We start from the raw sequence: 19,026 nt of genomic DNA, 5'->3' as shown, positions 1-19,026 counted from the left end.
CGAATCTAGCGTGAGCGCCCGGGCCGATGCTTCGACGGTGATCGAAGCATGGCGTCGTCCGGTGCGCCTATACTGGCGCGGTCCTGCTGGAGACCTGCCATGCCCATTGCTGCCAACTTTTCCGACGTCGCTGCCCTGATCGCCGAGCCCGCCCGCGCGGCGATCCTGTTGGCGCTGTTCGACGGCCGCGCGCTGCCCGCCGGTGAACTGGCGCATGCCGCTTCCGTCACCCCGCAAACCGCCAGCACCCACTTGGCCAAGCTGTTGGCCGGTGGTTTGCTGACCTGCGAAACCCAGGGCCGGCATCGTTATTACCGCCTGGCCGGTGAGCACGTGGCGCGGGCCATCGAGTACCTCAGCGTGATCACACCGGTGCCGGCCAAACCCCTGGAGCGCCAGGCACAGGGCCTGCGATTTGCCCGCTGCTGCTACAACCACCTGGCCGGGCAAATGGGCGTCGCCATCACCCAGGCCCTGGAGAACGGCGGCTATATCCTTGCGGTGGAGGACAAACGCTACGAACTCCTTCCGGCTGGGGCGCAGTGGTTTGCCGGGCTCGACGTCGACGTGGCAGCTCTCAAGCCCACGCGGGAGGGTTTGGCGCGCCAGTGCCTGGACTGGACCGAACGCACCCATCACCTGGCGGGTCCCCTGGGCGTTCAACTGCTGAATGCCCTGTGCGAAGCCGACTGGCTGCGCCGCTCGAAAACTTCCCGCGCGGTGCTGGTCACGCCCAAAGGCTGGGCGCAACTCAAGGCGCAGTTGAACCTCGACCCGCGAGCCCTTGAAAACCTTGAGCACAACCGGGCGCTCGCCGGGTAAACTGCGCGGCTTTCTTGAAGGAGTTCACATGAGTCAATACCAGCCGGGCATTCTTGCCGCACCGGTGCCGTTGCAGGCACGCCATCTGTTTTTTGCCATTGAGTCGCTGGACGCCGTACCTGCCGCACTGGATGCGCTGGTGCAACTGGTGGACGCGAATGCGGTGGTCGGTTTTGGTGAGCCGCTGGTCAATGCCCTCGGCGCCCGGATTGACGGGTTGCGGGCGTTTCCTCATGTGAGCGGGCCGGGGGCGGAGAATCCGTCGACCCAGCAGGCGCTGTGGGTCTGGTTGCATGGTGTGGATCGCGGTGAGTTGCTGTTGCGCAGCCGGGCGTTCGAGAAGGCCCTGGCGCCGGGGTTTGGTCTGGTGCAGATGACCGAGGGGTTTCGCTACAAGACCGGGTTTGATCTGACTGATTATGAGGATGGTACTGAGAATCCGCATGATGATGCGGCGGTGGATGCGGCGGTGGCGCCGGGTGGTGCGAGCTTTGCGGCGATCCAGCAGTGGCAGCATGATCTGGATGGGTTTGCGGCGTTGCCGGCTCTGGAGCGGGATCACATTATTGGTCGGCGTCATGGTGATAACGAGGAGCTGGAGGACGCGCCGGAGTCGGCGCACACCAAGCGTACGGCTCAGGAGAGTTTTACCCCTGAGGCGTTTGTGGTGCGGCGGTCGATGCCATGGGCCGAGAATGGTCAGGCGGGGTTGATGTTCCTGGCGTTTGGGCATTCGTTTGATGCGTTTGAAGCGCAACTGCGGCGGATGAGTGGGCTTGAGGATGGGATTGTTGATGGGTTGTATCGCATTAGTAAGCCTTTGACTGGTGGGTATTACTGGTGTCCGCCGGTGCGTGATGGGCGGGTGGATTTGAGCTTGGTGCTCTGAGGTTTTTGTTCTGGGTACATATCCATTATTTAGGTAACGGCCACCTATGGTTCCGCTCTTACAGCGGGTCACTTTTGGCAAACGCCCCAAAAGTAACCAAAAGGTCTTTGCCCCACCACTCGGTGCCTCGCCTGGGCTCGGCATGCCCGCACTCCGGCCCGATTCCGCGGGCCGCCGCGACGGGCCATCCATGGCCCGGCGCGGCTAAATCGGCTTCCCTGCCGATTTACCCGCTCCACCGTGCCTACTTGCGGCCATCGTGGTTGACGGGGCCCGTAGATCAAGATCTCAAGCAGATCAAAAGCAAGAGCACAGCGGCCTACAGGCCGGCTTGAGTGTGGTGAAGCAGAGGCAAGATCCAGAGCGAAAGCAGGGCTGCTTTTCTGTAGGAGCGAGCTTGCTCGCGAAAAACCTGAGACCGCCGCGTTCATCCAGAATGCCAGCGTCATCGTTAACGACCTTCGCGAGCAAGCCCGCTCCCACATTTGGACCGTGCCCGCTTTAGCTTCTGATCTTGCTGTTGCTGTTGCTCCACCACACTCAAGCCGGCCGGTAGGCCGCTGTGCCCTTGATCTGCTTTTGATCTTGATCTTAGGCGCCCCGTTAAACCACGCTGGCCGAACGCAGGTAGTACGGAGCGGGTAAACCGGCAGGACGCCGGTTTAGCCGCGACGGGGCAGGGACGCCCCGTCGCGGCGGCCCGCTTCGTGCTGCCGGAGCTGAGGGCACACCGAGCCTAAGCGAGGTGCCGAGTGGTGGGGCAAGAGCCTTTTGGTTACTTTTGGGCTCCTTTCAAAAGTGACCCGCTGTAAGAGCGGAACCCCTATCAGCCGTTACCCAAATACTGGATATGCCCCCGATCCAAATCCCCCCCCAAACAACGCCGACAGCTATAAACCCCCAACACCACCGGCTTTTTCAGCGCCTCACGCTCAACCCAGGTCGGCGCGACAAACCGATACCCCTGGCCCGTCGCCGTCGCGATATACACCGAATCTTCATCCCCCAACGCCCGGCGGATCGCCTTGATCTGCGCCCGCAGGTTGCATTCCTCCACCACCAACCGTGGCCAGGCGATGTCCAGCAATTGGGTCTTCTCCAACAGCTCACCAGGCCGGGAGGCGAGGGCAATCAGCAACGTCAGGGCCCGATTCCCCAAACTCACCGGCTCACCGTTTTTCAGCAGCAGATGACGTTTGGGCAGCAGGCGATAAGGCCCAAAGTGAATTTCAAAAGCGCTGTCTTCAAGTTGGCTGCGTTGTGAATACGTCATGTGATTAACCTTTATGCTTGTTCAGGACACAGCCCCACGCGCCTCCCTTTCACGCAAGGCTGCAAGGAAGGTTCAGGTGTTGATCGCCGGGATCGGATCTTCCGGATAATCGCCCGGTTCCGTCGGCCCGCCAGTCAAACCATATTGCTTGAGCACCGGCACAAGCTGCCCATAGAACGCGTCCTGCGCCTTGCCATGAGCATCGGCCAGGGCGAAGGGCAGGAAGGCGCTGCCGATCCCGCCGAGAATCGCCGTAGCCCCACCGAGGATGCCGCTGATGGTCCCGGCCACCGCGCCGATTTCCGTAGCGCCATACAACCCGGCCCCAGCCTCCACCAATCCGGCCACCGCCGCACCCGTGCCCAGCACACCGGTGGCCACCGAGAAACTGCCGCTCAGGTAATCACCTTTTTTCAACGAGTCGACACCGCCAATCACCCCGATCACGCCGCCGATAATCCCGCCCGCCGAGCCGATAATCTTGCCGACCGCACCAAGATTGGCGATTTGCTGCGGGCTGAGCGGGCCCTTGCCCACGGGCACCTTGCCGGGGAAGTCACCGATGGTGCCGCCGTCCGGACGATTGACCCACGTGATGCCGTAACCCGCCTCCTTGGCGTATTTGGTGCCACCCTCCATCAACAACCCGGCAAATTGCAGGCCGGCGGATACCCGGTTCGCATCCGCCACCGGCGTGTTGCTGCCGCTGGCCGAACGGGCCATCAGCACGCCGCTCATCAGCACTGCACTGCCGATGTGCAGCAGGCCTTGCTTGAACGCCGGGCTGACGTCGCCGAACTTCATGCCTTCGATGGCCTTGGGCAGTGCGTCGGCGATCTTGTCGCCCTGGCGCCCGATGTCCCATACCGAACGCAGCATCGACACCACTTGCGCCGGGTCGATCTTGCCGCCGTCCGAGGTGACGAACATCTGCGGGTCTTTCTGCTGGGCGTCGTTGATCGCCGCGGTGACTTTGGCTTCGTCGAAGTTGCCCTTGCCGTCCCCCAAAGTGATGTTCAGGGTGTCGGTGGTGGCGCCGCCGAGCAGCGCATCGCCAAGCGCTTCGTTGAAGTTCACCTGCAAGGTGGCGGCGTCCTCTGCTGAGGCTTTGTCGCCGAGGAAGGCCTGGGCCGAGGCAGTGCTGGCGGCGAAGCTGCTGGCCGCGACGGTCGGGTCCATGCCACCGGCCACCGCGTCGGTGAAGGCTTTGCCGGTCACCAGTTCGGTCTTGTAATACTGCTGGACGTTGTCGCTTTGCCCGGCCTTGTCGGCGATGCCGGTCAGGTCCACGTGGCCGTTGCCCCCCAGCGCCAGGTTGGCGATGGTGGTGTCGTTGGCCGCGTTTTGCAGGCCCATGCCCATGTCGATCTGCTTGCCGTTCTGGTCCTTGGCGTTGAGGTTGTCGTTGAGGTTTTTGCCGGTCTCGATGCTATTGGTGTAGTAGTCCTGCATCGCGACTTTCAGGCTCGGGTTGCTGTCGACGATGTCGGCCAGTGCCGGGCCGCGATTGTTTTGCAGGAAGCCTTGCACGTCCGGATCGGCCGAGAGGGTTTCGATGCCGCTTTGCAGCTGCGCCTTGATCTTGTCTTCGTTGGGGTTGAGGCCGTAGTGGGGCGAGGTGTACTTGTCCATCAGCCCGGAGTGGGGTACGTAGTCGCTCACCAGCAGGCGGGTTTGCGCATCGGTGAGTTGCACCAGTACTGCGGCTTTCTGTTCGCCGCTGTAGTTCTGCGGGTTGGCCAGGATGTCGGCGGTCAGGCCCGAGGTGTCGACGCCGGCGACGGCATCCCGGGTGGCGGCACCGTCGAGGAAGGTCAGGGTGTCGCTGTCGGTTTTCGGTGCCTGTTTTTCCAGCCAGGCGCCGATGTTGTCGCGGGTGCCGATGCCGTCCGACTTGCCGGTGGCCGGGTTGTCGCCACCGGTTTCCAGGGCATGGAACATCCCGGGTCTGGACCACATGGCCGCCGCGCCGGTCAGCTCGGTGCTCAGGGCTGAATCGCTGCCCAAGGCTTGCAGGTTGTCGGTGCGCAGCATGCCGTCGTTGCTGCGCTGGTTGGCGTCACCGGGGCGCATCGCTGAACCGGCGCCGGCGGCCAGGCTCTCGTTGGCCATCAGGATTGCCGCCGACTTGGCATTGGCCTTGGCCAGGTCGCCGGGGTGGCCGCCGAGGAAGCTGCCATAGGATTTCGACGCGGCGCCGAGGTCCTTGCCGGCGTTGTCGATGAAGTGGTCGACGTCCGAATGGGTGATCACGTTGTCGGCCTTGCCGCGCCCGCCGGTGTCCAGCGCGGCCATCAGGCTCGGGCTGCTGGCCACGTACTTGAGCACGGCCTGGGCCTCGGGTGGCAGGGTCGTCGGCGGGTTGGCGAAGTCGATCGGCGCGCCGTGCAGACCCCAGGCGTCCCAGTTTTGCGAGAGCAATTGCGCGGCCGCCTTCGGCCGGTTCAGGTCGAGTTCTTCCTTGGTCGGCGTGCCGCTGGTGTTGCCGGTGATGGTGTCCCAGTCCTTGGCGCCGGATACGCCGAACGACGACGTGTCGATCCAGGACGTGTCCGAGGCACCCGCGGCGCCGGTGCTGCCGGCATACAGTTTGGCCACCTGGTCGTACAGCGCGGGGGTAATGTCCTGGGACACGATCACCTTGTCGCCCGAAGCCGTGGTATAGCGAATCAACCCCGGGCCGACTTCTTCGGGCGGGCCGATATTCGCTGCCGGGTCCATGGTTTCCGTGGGGCCGGCCAGGCGGTAGCCCTCGGACTGGCTGGCGTTGATCGCGAAGAGCTTGGCCGAATCGCCGCTGACCTGAGCGAACAGCGCGGGCGTTTCCTTCTGGCTGACCACGATTTTGTCGCCGGCGCTGGTCTCGTAGCGGATCAACCCCGGGCCCAATTCCGTGGTACTGCCGATCGCCTTGTAATTGCCCAAGCCGGGCGCCACGGTGCTGGCGTCGGCCTCCTTGTAGCCGGCGCTTTTGCTGTCAGCCAGGTTCTTCTCAAGCGTCGCGTCGCTTTGCTGCGCGTTGTACTGGTTGACCAATTGCTCAAACAGCCGGGGGTTGTCGATCTGCTTGAGGGTCACCGGTTTGTCGCTGCCCAGCGGGGTGTAGGTGATGCTGTTGTTCACCGGTGCCTGCACGTTCTGGTAAGGCAGCGGGATGGACGGGCCGCGGATTTTCGAGGGGTCGAATACCGGCCGGTCGACGGCGGTGAACAGGGCTTTTTCGAACGTGCTCTGGGAGCCATCCGGGCCCTTGTTGTCAGCAGGATCAAGGCCATTCGGGATCGCAGTCATAGATCACCTGGAAGTTGTCTTATATCAATCGATATTTAGTGCAAGTGCACTAACTGGGGCGGGCGAAAGTTGCGAAGTGTTATTGAACAAGCCCGCGCCGAGCTATCAAACGCGATGATCAAGTCGCTTTTGTTACAAATGGCAATATCTGCAAAGTTGGGCAATTGGCTATTAGGTAAAAGTGTGAAGTTGTTTGCGTTATTTTCATAAATTGTTGGGTAGTCAACATTTTTGCCCTGGCGTTATTGGCTTCCGCATTGTTCAAAACCGTTCATGATTAAGCGAAAGGCCCCGTAATCATTGGGTTTCGTCATGTATTGGGTTTTCAACAAAAGTTCCACGACTGCCTTGGGATGAGATTTTCTCAACGGCAGGTTGAGCCGGATTTTTCACAGCGCCCACCGCGAACGTTTCACAAGCTTTCACAGCGAAGGCGTTTTATTCGTGAGTAGTATGGGTCCCATGCAAACCGACAGCTGCATTGCCAACTCACTGTCTGACGCTGGGAGTTCGGTTCGGTTTGCATGCGGCTTAACTTCCCTATCGATGCAAGGAGATTGAACATGGCTACTACTCCACCAGTAAGTGCAGGCGGCGCCGACGACGCTATCGCGAAGATGGAAGCAACTTTCAACATGGCCATCGAGAAGTCGGCCAAGATCACCGAGATCAGCACCGCGAAAAAAGCAGAGCTCGACGCCACCAAACAGCGTCCGCAGAACTGATTCGCCATACGGGCAGCGCCGGCGCTGCCCGTATACCTGCGTTACCCCGTTGCACCGTTGTTGATCGGCACAGGTGTGGTTGCGACCTGTGATTCTCAAGGGGGCAAACCCAACCATGACAGCCTTGATTTCCCTGGGCCTGCCCGCCGCGAACGGCGCGCCGACCCTGCTCGTGACCCACGGTTTGCACCAGGGCAGTTCCCTGATGCTCGACCAGCCGGTCTACACCCTTGGCGCCGCGCTGGCTGCCGACCTTCTGCTCAGCGATCCCGGAATCGCCGAGCTGCATCTGCGCCTGCGTTTTGAAGGTGCACAGGTGGCCGTCGAAGCCCTTGGCGGTGATGTCCTGATCACTGGCACTGCCGGTGATATCCGTATTCCCCAAGGCAGCGGCCATCGCGCGCGGCTGCCGCTGCAACTGCGCATCGGCACGGCGGGTGTGAGCCTGGTGCTGCCGGGCAGCTCTGAAAAACCGCTTGTGGCAACACGCACATTCACCCCGTGGATCATCGCCAGCGCCTTGCTGTTCGTGTGCGCAGGTGCCTTGGCATTTCGCAACGATCCACCGCAAGCGCAAGCCGTACAGCCGGTCACCGAAAAAACCGCAGCCAAGCCTTCCCGTGCCGAGGCCAAGGCCTGGTTCGAAGGGCAATTACAAGCCGCCCACCTGGACGCCGTGAAGGTCAGCGACGTCGACGGCCAGCTCAATGCCGTCGGCTCTTTCGAGCGGGCACAGAAGCCCCAGTGGGTGGCCTTGCAACAAGCCTTCGACCAGCGTTATGGCCAGCAGATTGTGCTCAACCCGCGGGTCGCGGTGCGTGCGGATGCGGCCCGACCCCGGGTGCGCTTTCAGGCGGTGTGGTTCGGCACTCATCCCTATGTGATCAACGACAGCGGCAAGCGCCTGTACCCCGGCGCGGCCCTGGCCGACAACTGGGTACTGGAACGCATCGAGAACAACCAGGTGATCCTCGCCCGTGGCGAAGAACGCTTCACCTTCACCCTATGACGCTGCTTTTTTCAGCTAAGGCCCCGGGATGAAAGTCGAACCCCGTCCGTTGATTCCCAGTGATGTGCGCAGCGCGCCGGTCGAGGCGATCCGCCCGGTCAATTCGCGCCAGGCCACCGCCTTCGAGGCCGTGCTGAAAACCCGCAAGGTCCAGTCCCGCCGCTCCCTGCGCAGTGACCTGGAAGAACTCACCAGCGCCGCCGGCGTCGACTCGCTGCTGTTCGGCAGCGCACGTTCCCTGGAGTTGCTGGATCACGTGATGCAGCACCTGTTGCCGAACCTCGACGCCGAGCCGCAGATCAAGGCGCTGGCCCATGACCTGATCAGCGAGGAAATCGAGATGCGCCGCACCCTCGAACAACAACGCTCGGAGGTCCAGGCCTGATGTCCCGGGATAACGATGACGCAGTGCAATTGCTCAAGGGCATTGGCGAGCTGTACCGGCGCAACGGCCAGTCTCAGCGTGCGCTGGTGATGTTGCTGATTGCCGTGAGCGTGGCGCCCGACGACCGCCTGCTGCTGCGCTCGCTGGTGCTGGCGTTCACCGACAGCGGCGACTTTACCCGCGCACTCACGGCCCTGGACCGCCTGGTGGCGCTGGAAGGCGAGTCCGCCAGCCTGTTGCTGCTGCGCGCTCGGGCGCTGTGGTACGGCGAACGCAAGGACGAAGCGCGCCAGTGCTTCAAACGCTACCTGGCTGCACGGAGAGTGGCGCCATGAACCTGCTCAACCGCCTGAACGGCATCGCACGCATGGCCGCCCAGCGTACCGACGTGATCATCGTCGCGTTCATGCTGATGGCGATTGTGATGATGATCATCCCGCTGCCCACCTACCTGGTGGACATGCTGATCGGCCTGAACATCGCCCTGAGCATCCTGATCCTGATCGTCGCCTTCTACATCGGCCACTCGGTGGAATTCTCGGCGCTGCCGCCGCTGATTCTGCTCAGCACTCTGTTTCGCCTGTCGCTGTCCATCACCACCACCCGCTTGATTCTGCTGCACGGCGACGCCGGCCACATCGTCAAGGCCTTCGGCGACTTCGTGATTGCCGGCCAGGTGGTGGTGGGCATGGTGGTGTTCCTGATCATCACCGTGGCGCAGTTCGTGGTGATCACCAAGGGCGCCGAGCGGGTCGCGGAAGTGGCGGCGCGCTTCACCCTGGACGCGATGCCCGGCAAACAGATGAGCATCGACAACGACCTGCGCAACGGCGATATCGACCAGGCCGAAGCCCGTCGCCGGCGCTCACGCCTGGAGCGCGAGAGCCAGATGTTCGGCGCGATGGACGGGGCGATGAAGTTCGTCAAGGGCGACGCGATTGCCGGGTTGGTGATCCTCGCGGTCAACCTGCTGGGCGGCATGCTGATCGGCATGATCGAGCGCGACATGGCGTTCGGCGCGGCGGTGCACACCTATTCGCTGCTGACCGTGGGCGACGGCTTGATCGCACAGATCCCGGCGCTGCTGATCTCCGTCGCGGCGGGCACCGTGGTGACGCGGGTCAACAGCGACGGCGAGGCGGGTGACCTCGGCAGCGAGATTCTCAAGCAGTTGGGCGCCAGCTACCGGGCCCTCGGCCTGACCGCATTGATCATGGTCGGCGTCAGCGTGATCCCGGGCTTTCCGACCTGGGTATTCCTGGGTTTGTCACTGGTATTTGGTGGCGCGGCGTTCGTGATGTACCGCCGCCATACCCGTGAAAATCAGGTGGAACCCGAGGCGCTGATCGAGACCCTGGAACCGGAGGTGGAAGTGCAGGCCGAGCAGGATTATGGCGTGGCCCCCGACACGCGGGTGCTGCTGACCCTCGGCAGCGCCTTGGCCCTCAGCGCACCGCGCCAGCTGTTGAGCCAGCGCATCGAAGCGCTGTGTCACGACATTCGCAGCGACCTCGGCGTCGATATGCCGGTGCCGGGCATTCACATGGACGCCAAGGCCACGCCGGGCAGCTTCCGCGTGTCCCTGGAAGGCGTGCCGGTCAGCGAAGGCGAGATGCCGATCAACTGCTTGTTGTTGCAGGACGATCCGGTGCACGTGCAACTGCTGGACATCGCCACCCTGCAAGCCGATTCGCCACTCAATGGCCGCGCCGCGCACTGGATCGAGCGTCAGCACGAAGACGCGTTGCGCGCTGCCGGCATCGGCTTCCTGCTGCCGGACGAAGTGCTGCGCGGCGTGCTGGAGCGCAGCCTGCGCCGCTATGCCGCGGACTTCCTCGGGATCCAGGAAACCCGCCTGCTGCTTGAACGTACCGAAGCCACCTACGGCGAACTGGTCAAGGAAGCCCTGCGCCTGGTGCCCTTGCAGCGCGTGGCCGAGACCCTGCGCTTGCTGGTGGGCGAGGGCGTGTCGATCCGCAATCAACGGGCCTTGCTCGAAGCCATGGTGGAGTGGGGCGCCCGGGAAACCGACGCCGGCCGCCTCGCCGAACACCTGCGCGCCGCGTTGGCGCGGCAGATCAGCCATCAATACGCCGACCGCAATCGGGTGATTGGCGCCTTGGTACTGGCGCCGGGTTTGGAAGACCAACTGCGCGCGTCCCTGCGGCGCCAGGAGCCGAGCCGCGAAGTGATCCCGGAGGAGGTCAACCGCGCCTTGCTCGCCCAACTGCGCCAGGCCTGCGACAAAACCCTCGAGGCCAACAGCGCGGTATTGCTGGTGCATCCGGAATTGCGCCGCAGCCTGCGTCGCTTGGTGCTGCGCGGTGAACTGGAGCTGGCGGTGCTGTCGTTTCGCGAACTGGCCACCGAATACAACCTGCAAGCGCTGGTGACCATCAGCCTCACCGATATCTCCAACCGCCGTGCACCTGCCGCGGCTTCCGTCACTTCCCTGGCGTCTGCCTCATGATCCGTTTTTCTCTGTTGTTGCTGACGTTGGCGTCGTTTTTGTGCAGCGCCCAGGACATTGCCAATGGCGCCCAAGGCTCCATCAGCCTGGCCTCCGGAGAAGGCCGGATCCTGCATTTTGTGGCCCCGGTGGAGTCGGTGCTGGTGGCCGAACCGGGGATTGCCGACCTGCAAGTGGTGTCGCCCGGTGTGATCTACATCTTCGGCAAGGCCCCGGGCAATACCAGCCTGATTGCCCTCGGCAGCGATGGCAAACAGCTCGCCAGCCTGTCCCTGGCTGTCAGCAGCGCCACCCAGGCGGTGACCGCGCCGATGCAGGAATTGCATCCCGGCAACGGCGCGCAGATCAGCGGCGCGGGTAATCGCTTGATCGCCAAGGGCACGGTGCGCAGCGTGGGCGAGGCGACGGATTTGAATGCCTTGCTCAACCCCCAGGGCCAGGGTTTTCAGAGTGCGGTCAACACGACGGAGTACGCCGGTGCGGCCCAGGTCAATTTGCGGGTGCGGTTCGCTGAAGTGTCCCGCTCGGAGCTGCTGCACTACGGCGTGAACTGGAACGCCATGTTCAGCAACGGCACGTTTTCCTTCGGGCTGATCACCGGTGGGCCATTGGCAGCGGCGACCGCAGGTGGCTTGGCGGCGGCGGGCAGCGGTTCGGGCAACACCAATATCGACGGCATGCTCGACGCGTTGCAGGCCAACGGGATTCTGCAAATCCTGGCCGAGCCGAATATCACCGCGATGACCGGGCAGACCGCAAGCTTCCTGGCGGGCGGCGAAGTGGCGATTCCGGTGCCGGTGAATCGGGATCTGGTGGGCATTGAATACAAGTCGTTCGGCGTGTCGCTGCTGTTCAACCCGACCTTGCTGCCCAACGGCCGTATTGCCCTGCAAGTGCGCCCGGAGGTCAGCAGTGTGGTGAGTGGCGGGACAGTGGATTTCGGCAATTTCCATGTGCCGTCGTTCAGCGTGCGCCGCGCCGATACGCGGGTGGAAGTGGGCAGCGGGCAGACGTTTGCGATTGCCGGTTTGTTCCAGCGTGAGAGCAGCCAGGACATCGAGAAGCTGCCGTTGCTGGGGGACTTGCCGATCCTGGGCAACCTGTTTCGCTCCAAGCGTTTTCAGCGCAACGAAACCGAGTTGGTGATTTTGATCACGCCATATCTGGTGGAGCCGGTGCGCAGCCGCACGTTGGCCACGCCGCTGGATGCGCAGCCTGCAACCGCCGCAGCGGCGGGGCCGCGCAGTGGTGGGGCGTTCGGTTTTTACATGAATTGATGAGGGGGCATGTCATGAAAGTTTCGCGTTTGTTGATGTGTTTGCCCTTGTTGGTGGTGGGCTGCAAGACGCATTTGGCACCGGTGTATTACTCGCCGCAGTATCAGGCGGATGGGTTGCCGAGCCAGTGCCAGCAGCCGCCGGCCAAGGATGAGATTGGGCTGGATGAGGATTTCAAGGCGACCTTGCCGTTGGGGTGTGCCAACAATTTGAATTTGATGCAGATGGTGGAGCAGCGGCAGGATTTGAATCAGGGGCGGGCCACCGGCCCGGCGATGGCGGCGCCGGTTGGGCGGGCGGCGCAGGTGTATATCGAGGGGTTTGATCGGGAGCAGTTGCAGCGGCGTCAGGCTCAGCAAGAGGCCAAGGCGGGCGCTCCGGGAGCGGAGCAATGACCCTGCGTATGCATTCCCCCTGTGGGAGCTGGCTTGCCTGCGATAGCGGTATTCCGGGTCCAGCAGATCCATCTGTCACACCACAGACTAACTGTGGGAGCTGGCTTGCCTGCGATAGCGGTTTTCCAGGCCCAGCAGATATGTCTGTCCCACCACTGCCCAAATGTGGGAGCGGGCTTGCTCGCGAAAGCGGTCTGGCAGGCGACCGGGATCTTGAAGCTTACCGTGTACATATCCATTCCTGCGGTAACGGCTTCTTATGGTTCCGCTCTTACAGCGGGTCACTTTTGGCAAACGCCCCAAAAGTAACCAAAAGGTCTTTGCCCCACCACTCGGTGCCTCGCCTAGGCTCGGCATGCCCGCACTCCGGCCCGGCTCCGCAGGCCGCCGCGACGGGCCATCCATGGCCCGGCGCGGCTAAATCGGCTTCCCTGCCGATTTACCCGCTCCACCGTGCCTGCTTGCGGCCATCGTGGTTGACGGGGCCTGATAGATCAAAAGCAAGATCAAAAGCAGGGCAACAGCAACAGCAACAGCAGTTGGGTTTAGTGCGTGTCCACCAACCCCAACTCACGCGCTTGCGCGACCGGATCGCTGATGGCTTTGATGCGGTTGGCTTCTGTGATCAGGCGTGCACGCTCAGCCGCCGGTATATCGTCCAGCGGCAAACCGGCCACTCGTTGTTCGTATCCCGCCAATACCAGCACCAACAATTCATTTCGCTGATGCCGTGGCAACGCGCGGGGCGATTGGGTGACGGGGGCGATGGTGTCCAATGCCTGTTGCGACTGGCCGCCAAGGGCGTAGGCCAGGGCCAGGTTGCAGCGGCTGTCGAGGTCGTCGGGTTGCAGACCCAGGCTTTTGCCGAAGGCGGTTTGTGCCGCCACCGCCTGGCCGTTCAGCACTTGGGCGATGCCCAGTCGGGTGTACGCGACCGGCGACTGGCTGGCCTCTGCGGCTTGGCCCAGGGCCGTCACGGCGCGTTGGGTTTTGCCAAGGCGCAGTTGCGCGGTGCCCAGTCCCAGCAAGGCGTCGGCGTTGTGCGCCTGGAGGCCGAGGGCTTGTTGGAAGGCGCGTTCAGCACCGGGCGCGTCGTTGCCGTCGAGCCGCGCCTGGCCGAGTTTGAGCCACAGGTCGATGCCGGCGCCCGGTTGCTGGGCCGCACGTTCGTACAGCGCCGCCGCGCTGGCGTAGTCGCCGCGTTTGTTCAGGTCGTTGGCCAGTTGCACCGAGCGATCGGTATCGCTCGGCGCAGTACTGGAACAGGCGGCCAGCAACAGGCTGCCGGCAAGCAAAAAGTGTTTGGTCATCGTCACAACTCGTTGGGCGAAGGCGGACGTCATGTAAGCATATTTTCCATGGCGCTCCTATGTCTGTCGGTGCTGTTTGGCGCCTCGATTGCCCACGCCGACGAAGAGCCCGAATGGTTTGCCAAACCCTACGCCTACGTACTGGTGGATCAGGACGTGCGCGCCGCCCTCGAGGAGTTCGGCCACAACCTCGACATCCCGCTGGTGCTCTCGGACAAGGTGCGTGGCAAGGCCCGCAGCACCGTGCGCGCCGCCACCGCCGGGGAGTTTCTGCAGACGCTGTGCAGCACCAACGGCCTGACCTGGTACTTCGACGGCAACCTGTTGTACCTCAATGCCAGCGACGAAATCACCACCAAGCTATTCAAGGCCAGTGCCCTGAACCTGGACCAGTTGCAGGCGTATTTGAACAACCTCGATGTGTTCGGCCAGCAGTTGTCGATGCGCAATGGTCCCGAGGGCGATGAAGTCTTTGTGTCCGGGCCGCCGCCGTACCTGGCGCTGGTTCAGCAGCATGTGGATCACCTGCAACCCAAGGCCGCGGCGCCCGTCGTCGCGCGCGAGCACGGCGTGCGAGTGTTTCGCGGTGCCCAGGTGAGCACTGAAACCCCTTGATTCACCCCAACCCCAGTAAAGGAGCATGACCATGTCCGTAACCGCCGTAGACAGCAACCTCGCCCCCGGTGGCGCCAGCCCTGAAGCCAAGTTCAACGCCGCGGTGGATAACGCCAAGAGCGCCGACAAACCGGAGATGACCGACGCCGAATTCACCGATGCCCTGATCACCCAGGCGGTCACCATCGGCGGTCAATTCATCATCATGCCCAAGGCGCAGGAAATGCTGAATGACGCCATGTCCGATGACGACGAAGAGTAGGGCGCACCCATGACCATCAGTCTCGCTGCCAGCGCCACGGCCTTGCCGCCGTCCGCCGGCGCGGGGCCCGCCGGGGCCTCGCAGAATCTGTTCGAGCACATGGCCAATACGGCCAAGGGCATGCCCGAGGGCGCCAGCCCCCATCAGATTGGCTCCGGCCTGATGGAGCGCCTGAACAGTTTTATCGACCGCTCCCGGACCTTTTCCGAGCGCGCCGATTTGCTCACCAATAACCCGTCGGCGCCGCCGCCAGTGGTCGCTGCGGATATCCGCACCTCGAGTGCCTCGCCCACTGCAGAACCGGGCAAGAAAGTCGCCGAACAGCAGGTCGACCAGATCGTCCATTCACTGGGCAAGATGTTCGACTACTCCATCGAAACCCAGATGGTGGTGCGCGGTGCGACGCAGATTTCCGGTTCCGCCAACACGCTGCTCAAGGGTCAATAACGCCATGCCAAGCCCAAACCGTGCCCTGCGCCTGCTGCTGATCGGCATGCTCGCCAGCCTCTTGCAGGCCTGCGACATGGACCTCTACACCAACCTCAGCGAGCGCGACGCCAACGCCATGGTCGCGGTGCTGCTGCGCGACGGCATCCCGGCGACGCGCAAGGTGCAGGACAACGGCCAGCTGAAAGTGGTGGTCGACGAACAGCGCTTCGCCGAAGCCATGACCCTGCTGGACAACGCCGGCCTGCCGCAGCAGAGTTTTTCCAACATGGGCGAGGTGTTTAAGGGCAACGGCCTGGTGTCGTCGCCGGTGCAGGAGCGGGCGCAGATGATCTACGCCTTGAGCGAAGAGCTGTCCCACTCGGTGTCGCAGATCGACGGCATCGTCTCGGCGCGAGTGCATGTGGTGCTGCCGGACAATGACCTGCTCAAGCGAGTGATCTCGCCGTCGTCGGCCTCGGTACTGGTGCGCTACGACCCGGGCACCGATATCAATACGCTGATCCCGCAGATCAAGACCCTGGTGGCCAACGGTATTTCCGGCCTGAGCTATGACGGTGTCTCGGTGACGGCGATCAAGGCCGCGGTGTCCATCAGCCAGAACCCGGCGCAACCGCGATTGGCGCGCTTCTTGGGCCTGTGGCTGTTGGAAGACAACCTGAACCAGGCGCGGTTGCTGTTCGGCGGTTTGCTGCTGCTCGCCCTCGGCGCGTGCGGCGTGCTGGCCCGGCAACAGTGGGCGCGGCGCCAGTCCCAGGCGTTGTATGTGCTCAAGGAGGGTGAATGAGCCTGGTTGAGCGTTGGCAGGGCCTGATCGCCCAGCCGTTGCAGTTTGTGCGCGAGCAAAGCCTCGGCGAATGTTTTGGCGAAGGCCTGCCCGCCGAGGTGCTGCAAGCCTTGCACGGGCAGCCGCGTTTTCGGTCGCGCCTGGAGCAGTTGCTGGCCAGCCATTATCAGCTGGCGCCGCTTGCGCATCTGGTCACGCCGCCGGCCGCCGATTTGCCGGTGCTGCTGCTGAGCCCGGCGCAATTTGAGCGCCTGCCCAGGCTATGTGGTGCGATTTGGCATGCCTCGACCTTGAGCCGGGAGATCCGCCGAGAAGTGGTCAATGAGCTGCGCGAAGGCCTCGGCCAGGAAGCCTTTGCCCTGGCCCTGGCGAACCGGCAGTTGGGCGGCGCGGCCGACCTGCTGCGTGAACCCGCCGAGTTGATCGACGCGATCGACCGCGATGGCCTCACCTGTGTCGCCGCCTGGCTGCAGGCCCAGCCCGCCGAGTTGCAGGGCTGGCTGCCCCTGCGTTTTGTCGCACCCAAAGGCTATAGCGGGCGCTTGCCCCGCGACCTGGAAATTGTCCAGACCGTCGCCGCCCGGTTACTCGCCGAGGAGCTTGCCCATGAGTGAATTACCCAGCCGTCCTGCTGCGCGGATTTTGCGCGCCGATGAAGCGGCGTTGTGGACCGATGGTTTCGCCTTCGTGCAAGCCGCCAAGGAACACGCCGAGCAGATCAAGGCCGACAGCGACCAGTGGCTGCACACCGCACGTGCCGAAGGCTTTGAAAGCGCGCGGCGCGAAGGCGCCGAACAGGTCGCGCAGTTGCTGCTGGAAGCCCAGGCCCAGGTTCAGCAATACCTGGCCGGGCTTGAAGCATCGCTGGCGGATTTGGCCCTGGGCATCGTGCGTGAAGTGCTCGGCGAGCTGGACGACACCGACCGCGTGGTGCGCTGCACGCGCCAGGCGTTGAGCGCGTTTCGTCAGGGCCAGGCGCTGACCTTGTGGGTGCCACCGGCCGAAGTGAATGCCCTGCGCCAACAGTTGCTGAAGGACGGCATCGCCGTGGAGGCCGATGCGCAACTGAGCGCTGGCCAGGCCCGCCTCAGCAGCCCGGCGGGCTCGGTTGAGTTGGGGCTGGAAGCGCAGTTGCAATCCCTGCGCCGGAGCCTGTTGCCCTTTGCCGAAGAGGGCGTGGCATGAACCTCAATCAACTGCTGCCGCGCCTGACCGAGCGCTTGTCCCTGGCCCGCTTGCGTCCGATGCAAGGCACGGTGCTGAGTATTCGCGGGGTGTTGCTGCGGGCCAGCGTGGCGGGGGCGAGCATTGGCGAGCTGTGTCATTTGCGCGATCCGGTCAGTGGCCGCAGCCTCAGCGCCGAGGTGATTGGTTTTGATGGTGATGAAGCGATCCTGTCGCCCATCGGCTCCATGGAAGGCCTGTCGACCCGCACGCAAATCATCGCCACCGGCGAAAGCCTCGGTGTGGCGGTAGGCGATGCGCAACTCGGACGAGTGATCAGTCCCATGGGCGAGTTTCTCGACGGTGATGGTGTATCGCCGACCCTGAACTTGCAGACCTATCCCTTGCATGCCGAGCCTCCGGCACCGTTCTCACGGCAACTGATCGTACGCTCCATGGCGTTGGGCATTCGCTCCATCGATGGTTTGCTGACCCTTGCACAAGGCCAGCGCATGGGCATCTTTGGCGAGCCTGGGGTGGGCAAGTCCTCATTGTTGGCGAGCATCATCCGTAACAGTGAAGCCGATGTGATTGTGATCGGCCTGATCGGCGAGCGGGGCAGGGAAGTGCGCGAACTGCTGGACGTGCAACTGGACGCCCAGGCCCGCGCGCGTACCGTCGCGGTGGTTGCCACCTCGGATCGCCCGGCGGCCGAGCGGGTACGTGCGGCGTTTGTCGCCACCACCCTGGCCGAGTACCACCGCGACCAGGGCCGTAACGTACTGCTGCTGATGGACAGCCTCACACGGTTCGCCCGGGCCCAGCGCGAAATCGGCCTGGCCGTGGGTGAGCCACCGACACGTCGCGGTTATCCGCCGTCGTTTTTTGCCACCTTGCCCAAGTTGCTGGAGCGCGCCGGCCCGGGCCCCACAGGCAGCATCACCGCGCTGTACACCGTACTCACCGAAGGCGACGCCGCCAGCGATCCGGTGGCCGAGGAAGCACGTTCGATCCTCGACGGGCACATCGCCCTCAGCGCCGAACTGGCTCAGCGCAACTACTTCCCGGCGGTGGACGTGCTGCGCAGTCGCAGCCGGTTGATGGAGCAGGTGGCGGGTGACGAACACAAACGCCTGGCAATGCGCATCCGTGAATTGATGGCGCGTTACGGCGAAATCGAAATGCTGATCCGCGTCGGCGAGTACTCCGCCGGCAGCGACCCCCTGGCCGACGAAGCGATCGCCCGCCATGCCGCGATCGAAGCCTTCCTGCGCCAGAACGCCGACGAACCCAGCAGCCCCGAACACACCTTGATCCGCATGCGCCAGGTGCTGGCATGAGCCCGAAAGCGCAGCAAGATCCAGTGTGGGAGCTGTCGAGCTTCAGCGAGGCTGCGATGGCGCCAGCACAGCCAACATCAATGTTGCCCGGCCCACCGCTATCGCAGCCTCGCCGGGGCTCGACAGCTCCCACATTTGATCTTCATGCACTCAATCGACCCCAGCAGCCCCGAACACACTTTGACCTGCATGCGACAGGTGCTGGTGTGAGCCCAAATCCAGTGTGGGAGCTGTCGAGCTTCAGCGAGGCTGCGATGGCGCCAGCACAGCCAACATCAATGTTGCCCGGCCCACCGCTATCGCAGCCTCGCCGGGGCTCGACAGCTCCCACATTTGATCTTCATGCACTCAGTCGAGCCCGGCAGCCCCGAAAACACCTTGACCTGCATGCGCCAGGTGCTCGCATGAGCCCGAATCCAGTGTGGGAGCTGTCGAGCTTCAGCGAGGCTGCGATGGCGTCAGCACTGCCGACATCGCTATCGCAGCCTCGCCGTAGCTCGACAGCTCCCACATTCAATCTTCATGCACTCAGTGAGTGCGCTGTTGGTATGACGATGGAGAAAAG

Annotated in this window: 19 protein-coding genes; 16 read left to right on the top strand and 3 right to left on the bottom strand. The window is 63.4% G+C overall.

What is annotated here, in order from left to right:
- The first annotated feature begins 99 nt into the window (after positions 1-99).
- Both AU074_RS07380 and AU074_RS07375 read left to right on the top strand, forming a co-directional pair.
- Positions 100-822 (top strand): helix-turn-helix transcriptional regulator, encoded by a 723-nt coding sequence (locus AU074_RS07380; protein WP_076014161.1) that lies wholly within the window; start codon positions 100-102, stop codon positions 820-822.
- 28 nt (positions 823-850) lie between these two features.
- Positions 851-1,711 (top strand): Dyp-type peroxidase, encoded by an 861-nt coding sequence (locus tag AU074_RS07375; protein ID WP_076014160.1) that lies wholly within the window; start codon positions 851-853, stop codon positions 1,709-1,711.
- 826 nt (positions 1,712-2,537) lie between these two features.
- Here AU074_RS07375 and AU074_RS07365 read toward each other — a convergent pair.
- Entirely contained in the window at positions 2,538-2,984 is a 447-nt protein-coding gene (locus AU074_RS07365) for a winged helix-turn-helix domain-containing protein (protein WP_076014158.1), read from the bottom strand.
- 72 nt (positions 2,985-3,056) lie between these two features.
- On the bottom strand, positions 3,057-6,275 hold the full coding sequence (locus tag AU074_RS07360) for a type III effector HrpK domain-containing protein (protein ID WP_076014157.1): 3,219 nt from the start codon (positions 6,273-6,275) through the stop codon (positions 3,057-3,059).
- A 563-nt stretch (positions 6,276-6,838) separates the two neighbouring features.
- Here AU074_RS07360 and AU074_RS34140 point away from each other — a divergent pair.
- The 7 genes from AU074_RS34140 (at position 6,839) to AU074_RS07330 (ending at position 12,536) form a co-directional block, all read left to right on the top strand.
- Positions 6,839-7,000: a hypothetical protein gene (locus AU074_RS34140; RefSeq protein WP_003207273.1), complete on the top strand. Its 162-nt coding sequence runs from the start codon at positions 6,839-6,841 to the stop codon at positions 6,998-7,000.
- A gap of 115 nt (positions 7,001-7,115) precedes the next feature.
- Positions 7,116-8,009, top strand: coding sequence for an FHA domain-containing protein (locus tag AU074_RS07355; protein ID WP_076014156.1), 894 nt, complete (start codon positions 7,116-7,118; stop codon positions 8,007-8,009).
- 28 nt (positions 8,010-8,037) lie between these two features.
- Positions 8,038-8,394 (top strand): hypothetical protein, encoded by a 357-nt coding sequence (locus AU074_RS07350; protein ID WP_017477038.1) that lies wholly within the window; start codon positions 8,038-8,040, stop codon positions 8,392-8,394.
- On the top strand, positions 8,394-8,729 hold the full coding sequence (locus tag AU074_RS07345) for a lipopolysaccharide assembly protein LapB (RefSeq protein ID WP_076014155.1): 336 nt from the start codon (positions 8,394-8,396) through the stop codon (positions 8,727-8,729). Before AU074_RS07350 ends, AU074_RS07345 begins: the two co-directional genes overlap by 1 nt.
- Positions 8,726-10,864: a type III secretion system export apparatus subunit SctV gene (gene sctV / locus AU074_RS07340; protein ID WP_076014154.1), complete on the top strand. Its 2,139-nt coding sequence runs from the start codon at positions 8,726-8,728 to the stop codon at positions 10,862-10,864. Before AU074_RS07345 ends, sctV begins: the two co-directional genes overlap by 4 nt.
- Positions 10,861-12,141 carry a type II and III secretion system protein family protein gene (locus AU074_RS07335; protein WP_076014153.1) on the top strand — a complete coding sequence of 427 codons (1,281 nt, stop codon included), beginning with the start codon at positions 10,861-10,863 and terminating at the stop codon, positions 12,139-12,141. Before sctV ends, AU074_RS07335 begins: the two co-directional genes overlap by 4 nt.
- Before the next feature lie 14 nt (positions 12,142-12,155).
- Positions 12,156-12,536, top strand: a complete 381-nt coding sequence (locus AU074_RS07330; RefSeq protein WP_076014152.1) for a hypothetical protein — start codon at positions 12,156-12,158, stop codon at positions 12,534-12,536.
- A gap of 545 nt (positions 12,537-13,081) precedes the next feature.
- Here AU074_RS07330 and AU074_RS07320 read toward each other — a convergent pair.
- The gene (locus tag AU074_RS07320) at positions 13,082-13,846 is read right to left on the bottom strand and encodes a tetratricopeptide repeat protein (protein WP_076014150.1); all 765 of its coding nucleotides are present in this window, start codon (positions 13,844-13,846) and stop codon (positions 13,082-13,084) included.
- A gap of 48 nt (positions 13,847-13,894) precedes the next feature.
- On the opposite strand from AU074_RS07320, the gene AU074_RS07315 reads away from it, so the two are divergent.
- From AU074_RS07315 to AU074_RS07285, 7 genes are read left to right on the top strand one after another with little or no spacing between them, the layout of a single operon-like run.
- On the top strand, positions 13,895-14,461 hold the full coding sequence (locus AU074_RS07315; RefSeq protein ID WP_076014149.1) for a type III secretion protein: 567 nt from the start codon (positions 13,895-13,897) through the stop codon (positions 14,459-14,461).
- Between the two features lie 31 nt (positions 14,462-14,492).
- Complete coding sequence (locus AU074_RS07310; RefSeq protein ID WP_003208330.1) at positions 14,493-14,723, top strand: hypothetical protein; 231 nt, start codon at positions 14,493-14,495, stop codon at positions 14,721-14,723.
- Positions 14,724-14,732: 9 nt separating this feature from the next.
- Complete coding sequence (locus AU074_RS07305) at positions 14,733-15,170, top strand: hypothetical protein (protein ID WP_076014148.1); 438 nt, start codon at positions 14,733-14,735, stop codon at positions 15,168-15,170.
- A 4-nt stretch (positions 15,171-15,174) separates the two neighbouring features.
- Entirely contained in the window at positions 15,175-15,957 is a 783-nt protein-coding gene (sctJ, locus tag AU074_RS07300) for a type III secretion system inner membrane ring lipoprotein SctJ (RefSeq protein WP_076014147.1), read from the top strand.
- On the top strand, positions 15,954-16,571 hold the full coding sequence (locus AU074_RS07295) for a type III secretion protein (protein ID WP_076014146.1): 618 nt from the start codon (positions 15,954-15,956) through the stop codon (positions 16,569-16,571). The genes sctJ and AU074_RS07295 overlap by 4 nt, the downstream gene beginning before the upstream one ends.
- Positions 16,564-17,142, top strand: coding sequence for a FliH/SctL family protein (locus AU074_RS07290; protein ID WP_076014145.1), 579 nt, complete (start codon positions 16,564-16,566; stop codon positions 17,140-17,142). Before AU074_RS07295 ends, AU074_RS07290 begins: the two co-directional genes overlap by 8 nt.
- Positions 17,139-18,461: a FliI/YscN family ATPase gene (locus AU074_RS07285; protein ID WP_076014144.1), complete on the top strand. Its 1,323-nt coding sequence runs from the start codon at positions 17,139-17,141 to the stop codon at positions 18,459-18,461. The genes AU074_RS07290 and AU074_RS07285 overlap by 4 nt, the downstream gene beginning before the upstream one ends.
- Positions 18,462-19,026 lie beyond the last annotated feature (565 nt).

Origin of the sequence: Pseudomonas sp. ATCC PTA-122608 (assembly GCF_001952855.1) — a bacterium.
In the GTDB taxonomy this organism is placed as follows: Bacteria; Pseudomonadota; Gammaproteobacteria; order Pseudomonadales; family Pseudomonadaceae; genus Aquipseudomonas.
This window is presented reverse-complemented; position numbering and strand designations above follow the sequence as displayed.

Bases quoted from the DNA above. Each gene is read 5' to 3' on its own strand.
- AU074_RS34140 (WP_003207273.1), top strand. From the start codon at position 6,839: ATGGCTACTACTCCACCAGTAAGTGCAGGCGGCGCCGACGACGCTATC.
- AU074_RS07305 (WP_076014148.1), top strand. From the start codon at position 14,733: ATGACCATCAGTCTCGCTGCCAGCGCCACGGCCTTGCCGCCGTCCGCC.
- AU074_RS07365 (WP_076014158.1), bottom strand. From the start codon at position 2,984: ATGACGTATTCACAACGCAGCCAACTTGAAGACAGCGCTTTTGAAATT.
- AU074_RS07380 (WP_076014161.1), top strand. From the start codon at position 100: ATGCCCATTGCTGCCAACTTTTCCGACGTCGCTGCCCTGATCGCCGAG.
- AU074_RS07375 (WP_076014160.1), top strand. From the start codon at position 851: ATGAGTCAATACCAGCCGGGCATTCTTGCCGCACCGGTGCCGTTGCAG.
- AU074_RS07295 (WP_076014146.1), top strand. From the start codon at position 15,954: ATGAGCCTGGTTGAGCGTTGGCAGGGCCTGATCGCCCAGCCGTTGCAG.
- AU074_RS07335 (WP_076014153.1), top strand. From the start codon at position 10,861: ATGATCCGTTTTTCTCTGTTGTTGCTGACGTTGGCGTCGTTTTTGTGC.
- AU074_RS07330 (WP_076014152.1), top strand. From the start codon at position 12,156: ATGAAAGTTTCGCGTTTGTTGATGTGTTTGCCCTTGTTGGTGGTGGGC.
- AU074_RS07285 (WP_076014144.1), top strand. From the start codon at position 17,139: ATGAACCTCAATCAACTGCTGCCGCGCCTGACCGAGCGCTTGTCCCTG.
- AU074_RS07345 (WP_076014155.1), top strand. From the start codon at position 8,394: ATGTCCCGGGATAACGATGACGCAGTGCAATTGCTCAAGGGCATTGGC.
- AU074_RS07310 (WP_003208330.1), top strand. From the start codon at position 14,493: ATGTCCGTAACCGCCGTAGACAGCAACCTCGCCCCCGGTGGCGCCAGC.
- AU074_RS07350 (WP_017477038.1), top strand. From the start codon at position 8,038: ATGAAAGTCGAACCCCGTCCGTTGATTCCCAGTGATGTGCGCAGCGCG.
- sctJ (WP_076014147.1), top strand. From the start codon at position 15,175: ATGCCAAGCCCAAACCGTGCCCTGCGCCTGCTGCTGATCGGCATGCTC.
- AU074_RS07360 (WP_076014157.1), bottom strand. From the start codon at position 6,275: ATGACTGCGATCCCGAATGGCCTTGATCCTGCTGACAACAAGGGCCCG.
- AU074_RS07290 (WP_076014145.1), top strand. From the start codon at position 16,564: ATGAGTGAATTACCCAGCCGTCCTGCTGCGCGGATTTTGCGCGCCGAT.
- AU074_RS07320 (WP_076014150.1), bottom strand. From the start codon at position 13,846: ATGACCAAACACTTTTTGCTTGCCGGCAGCCTGTTGCTGGCCGCCTGT.
- AU074_RS07355 (WP_076014156.1), top strand. From the start codon at position 7,116: ATGACAGCCTTGATTTCCCTGGGCCTGCCCGCCGCGAACGGCGCGCCG.
- sctV (WP_076014154.1), top strand. From the start codon at position 8,726: ATGAACCTGCTCAACCGCCTGAACGGCATCGCACGCATGGCCGCCCAG.
- AU074_RS07315 (WP_076014149.1), top strand. From the start codon at position 13,895: ATGGCGCTCCTATGTCTGTCGGTGCTGTTTGGCGCCTCGATTGCCCAC.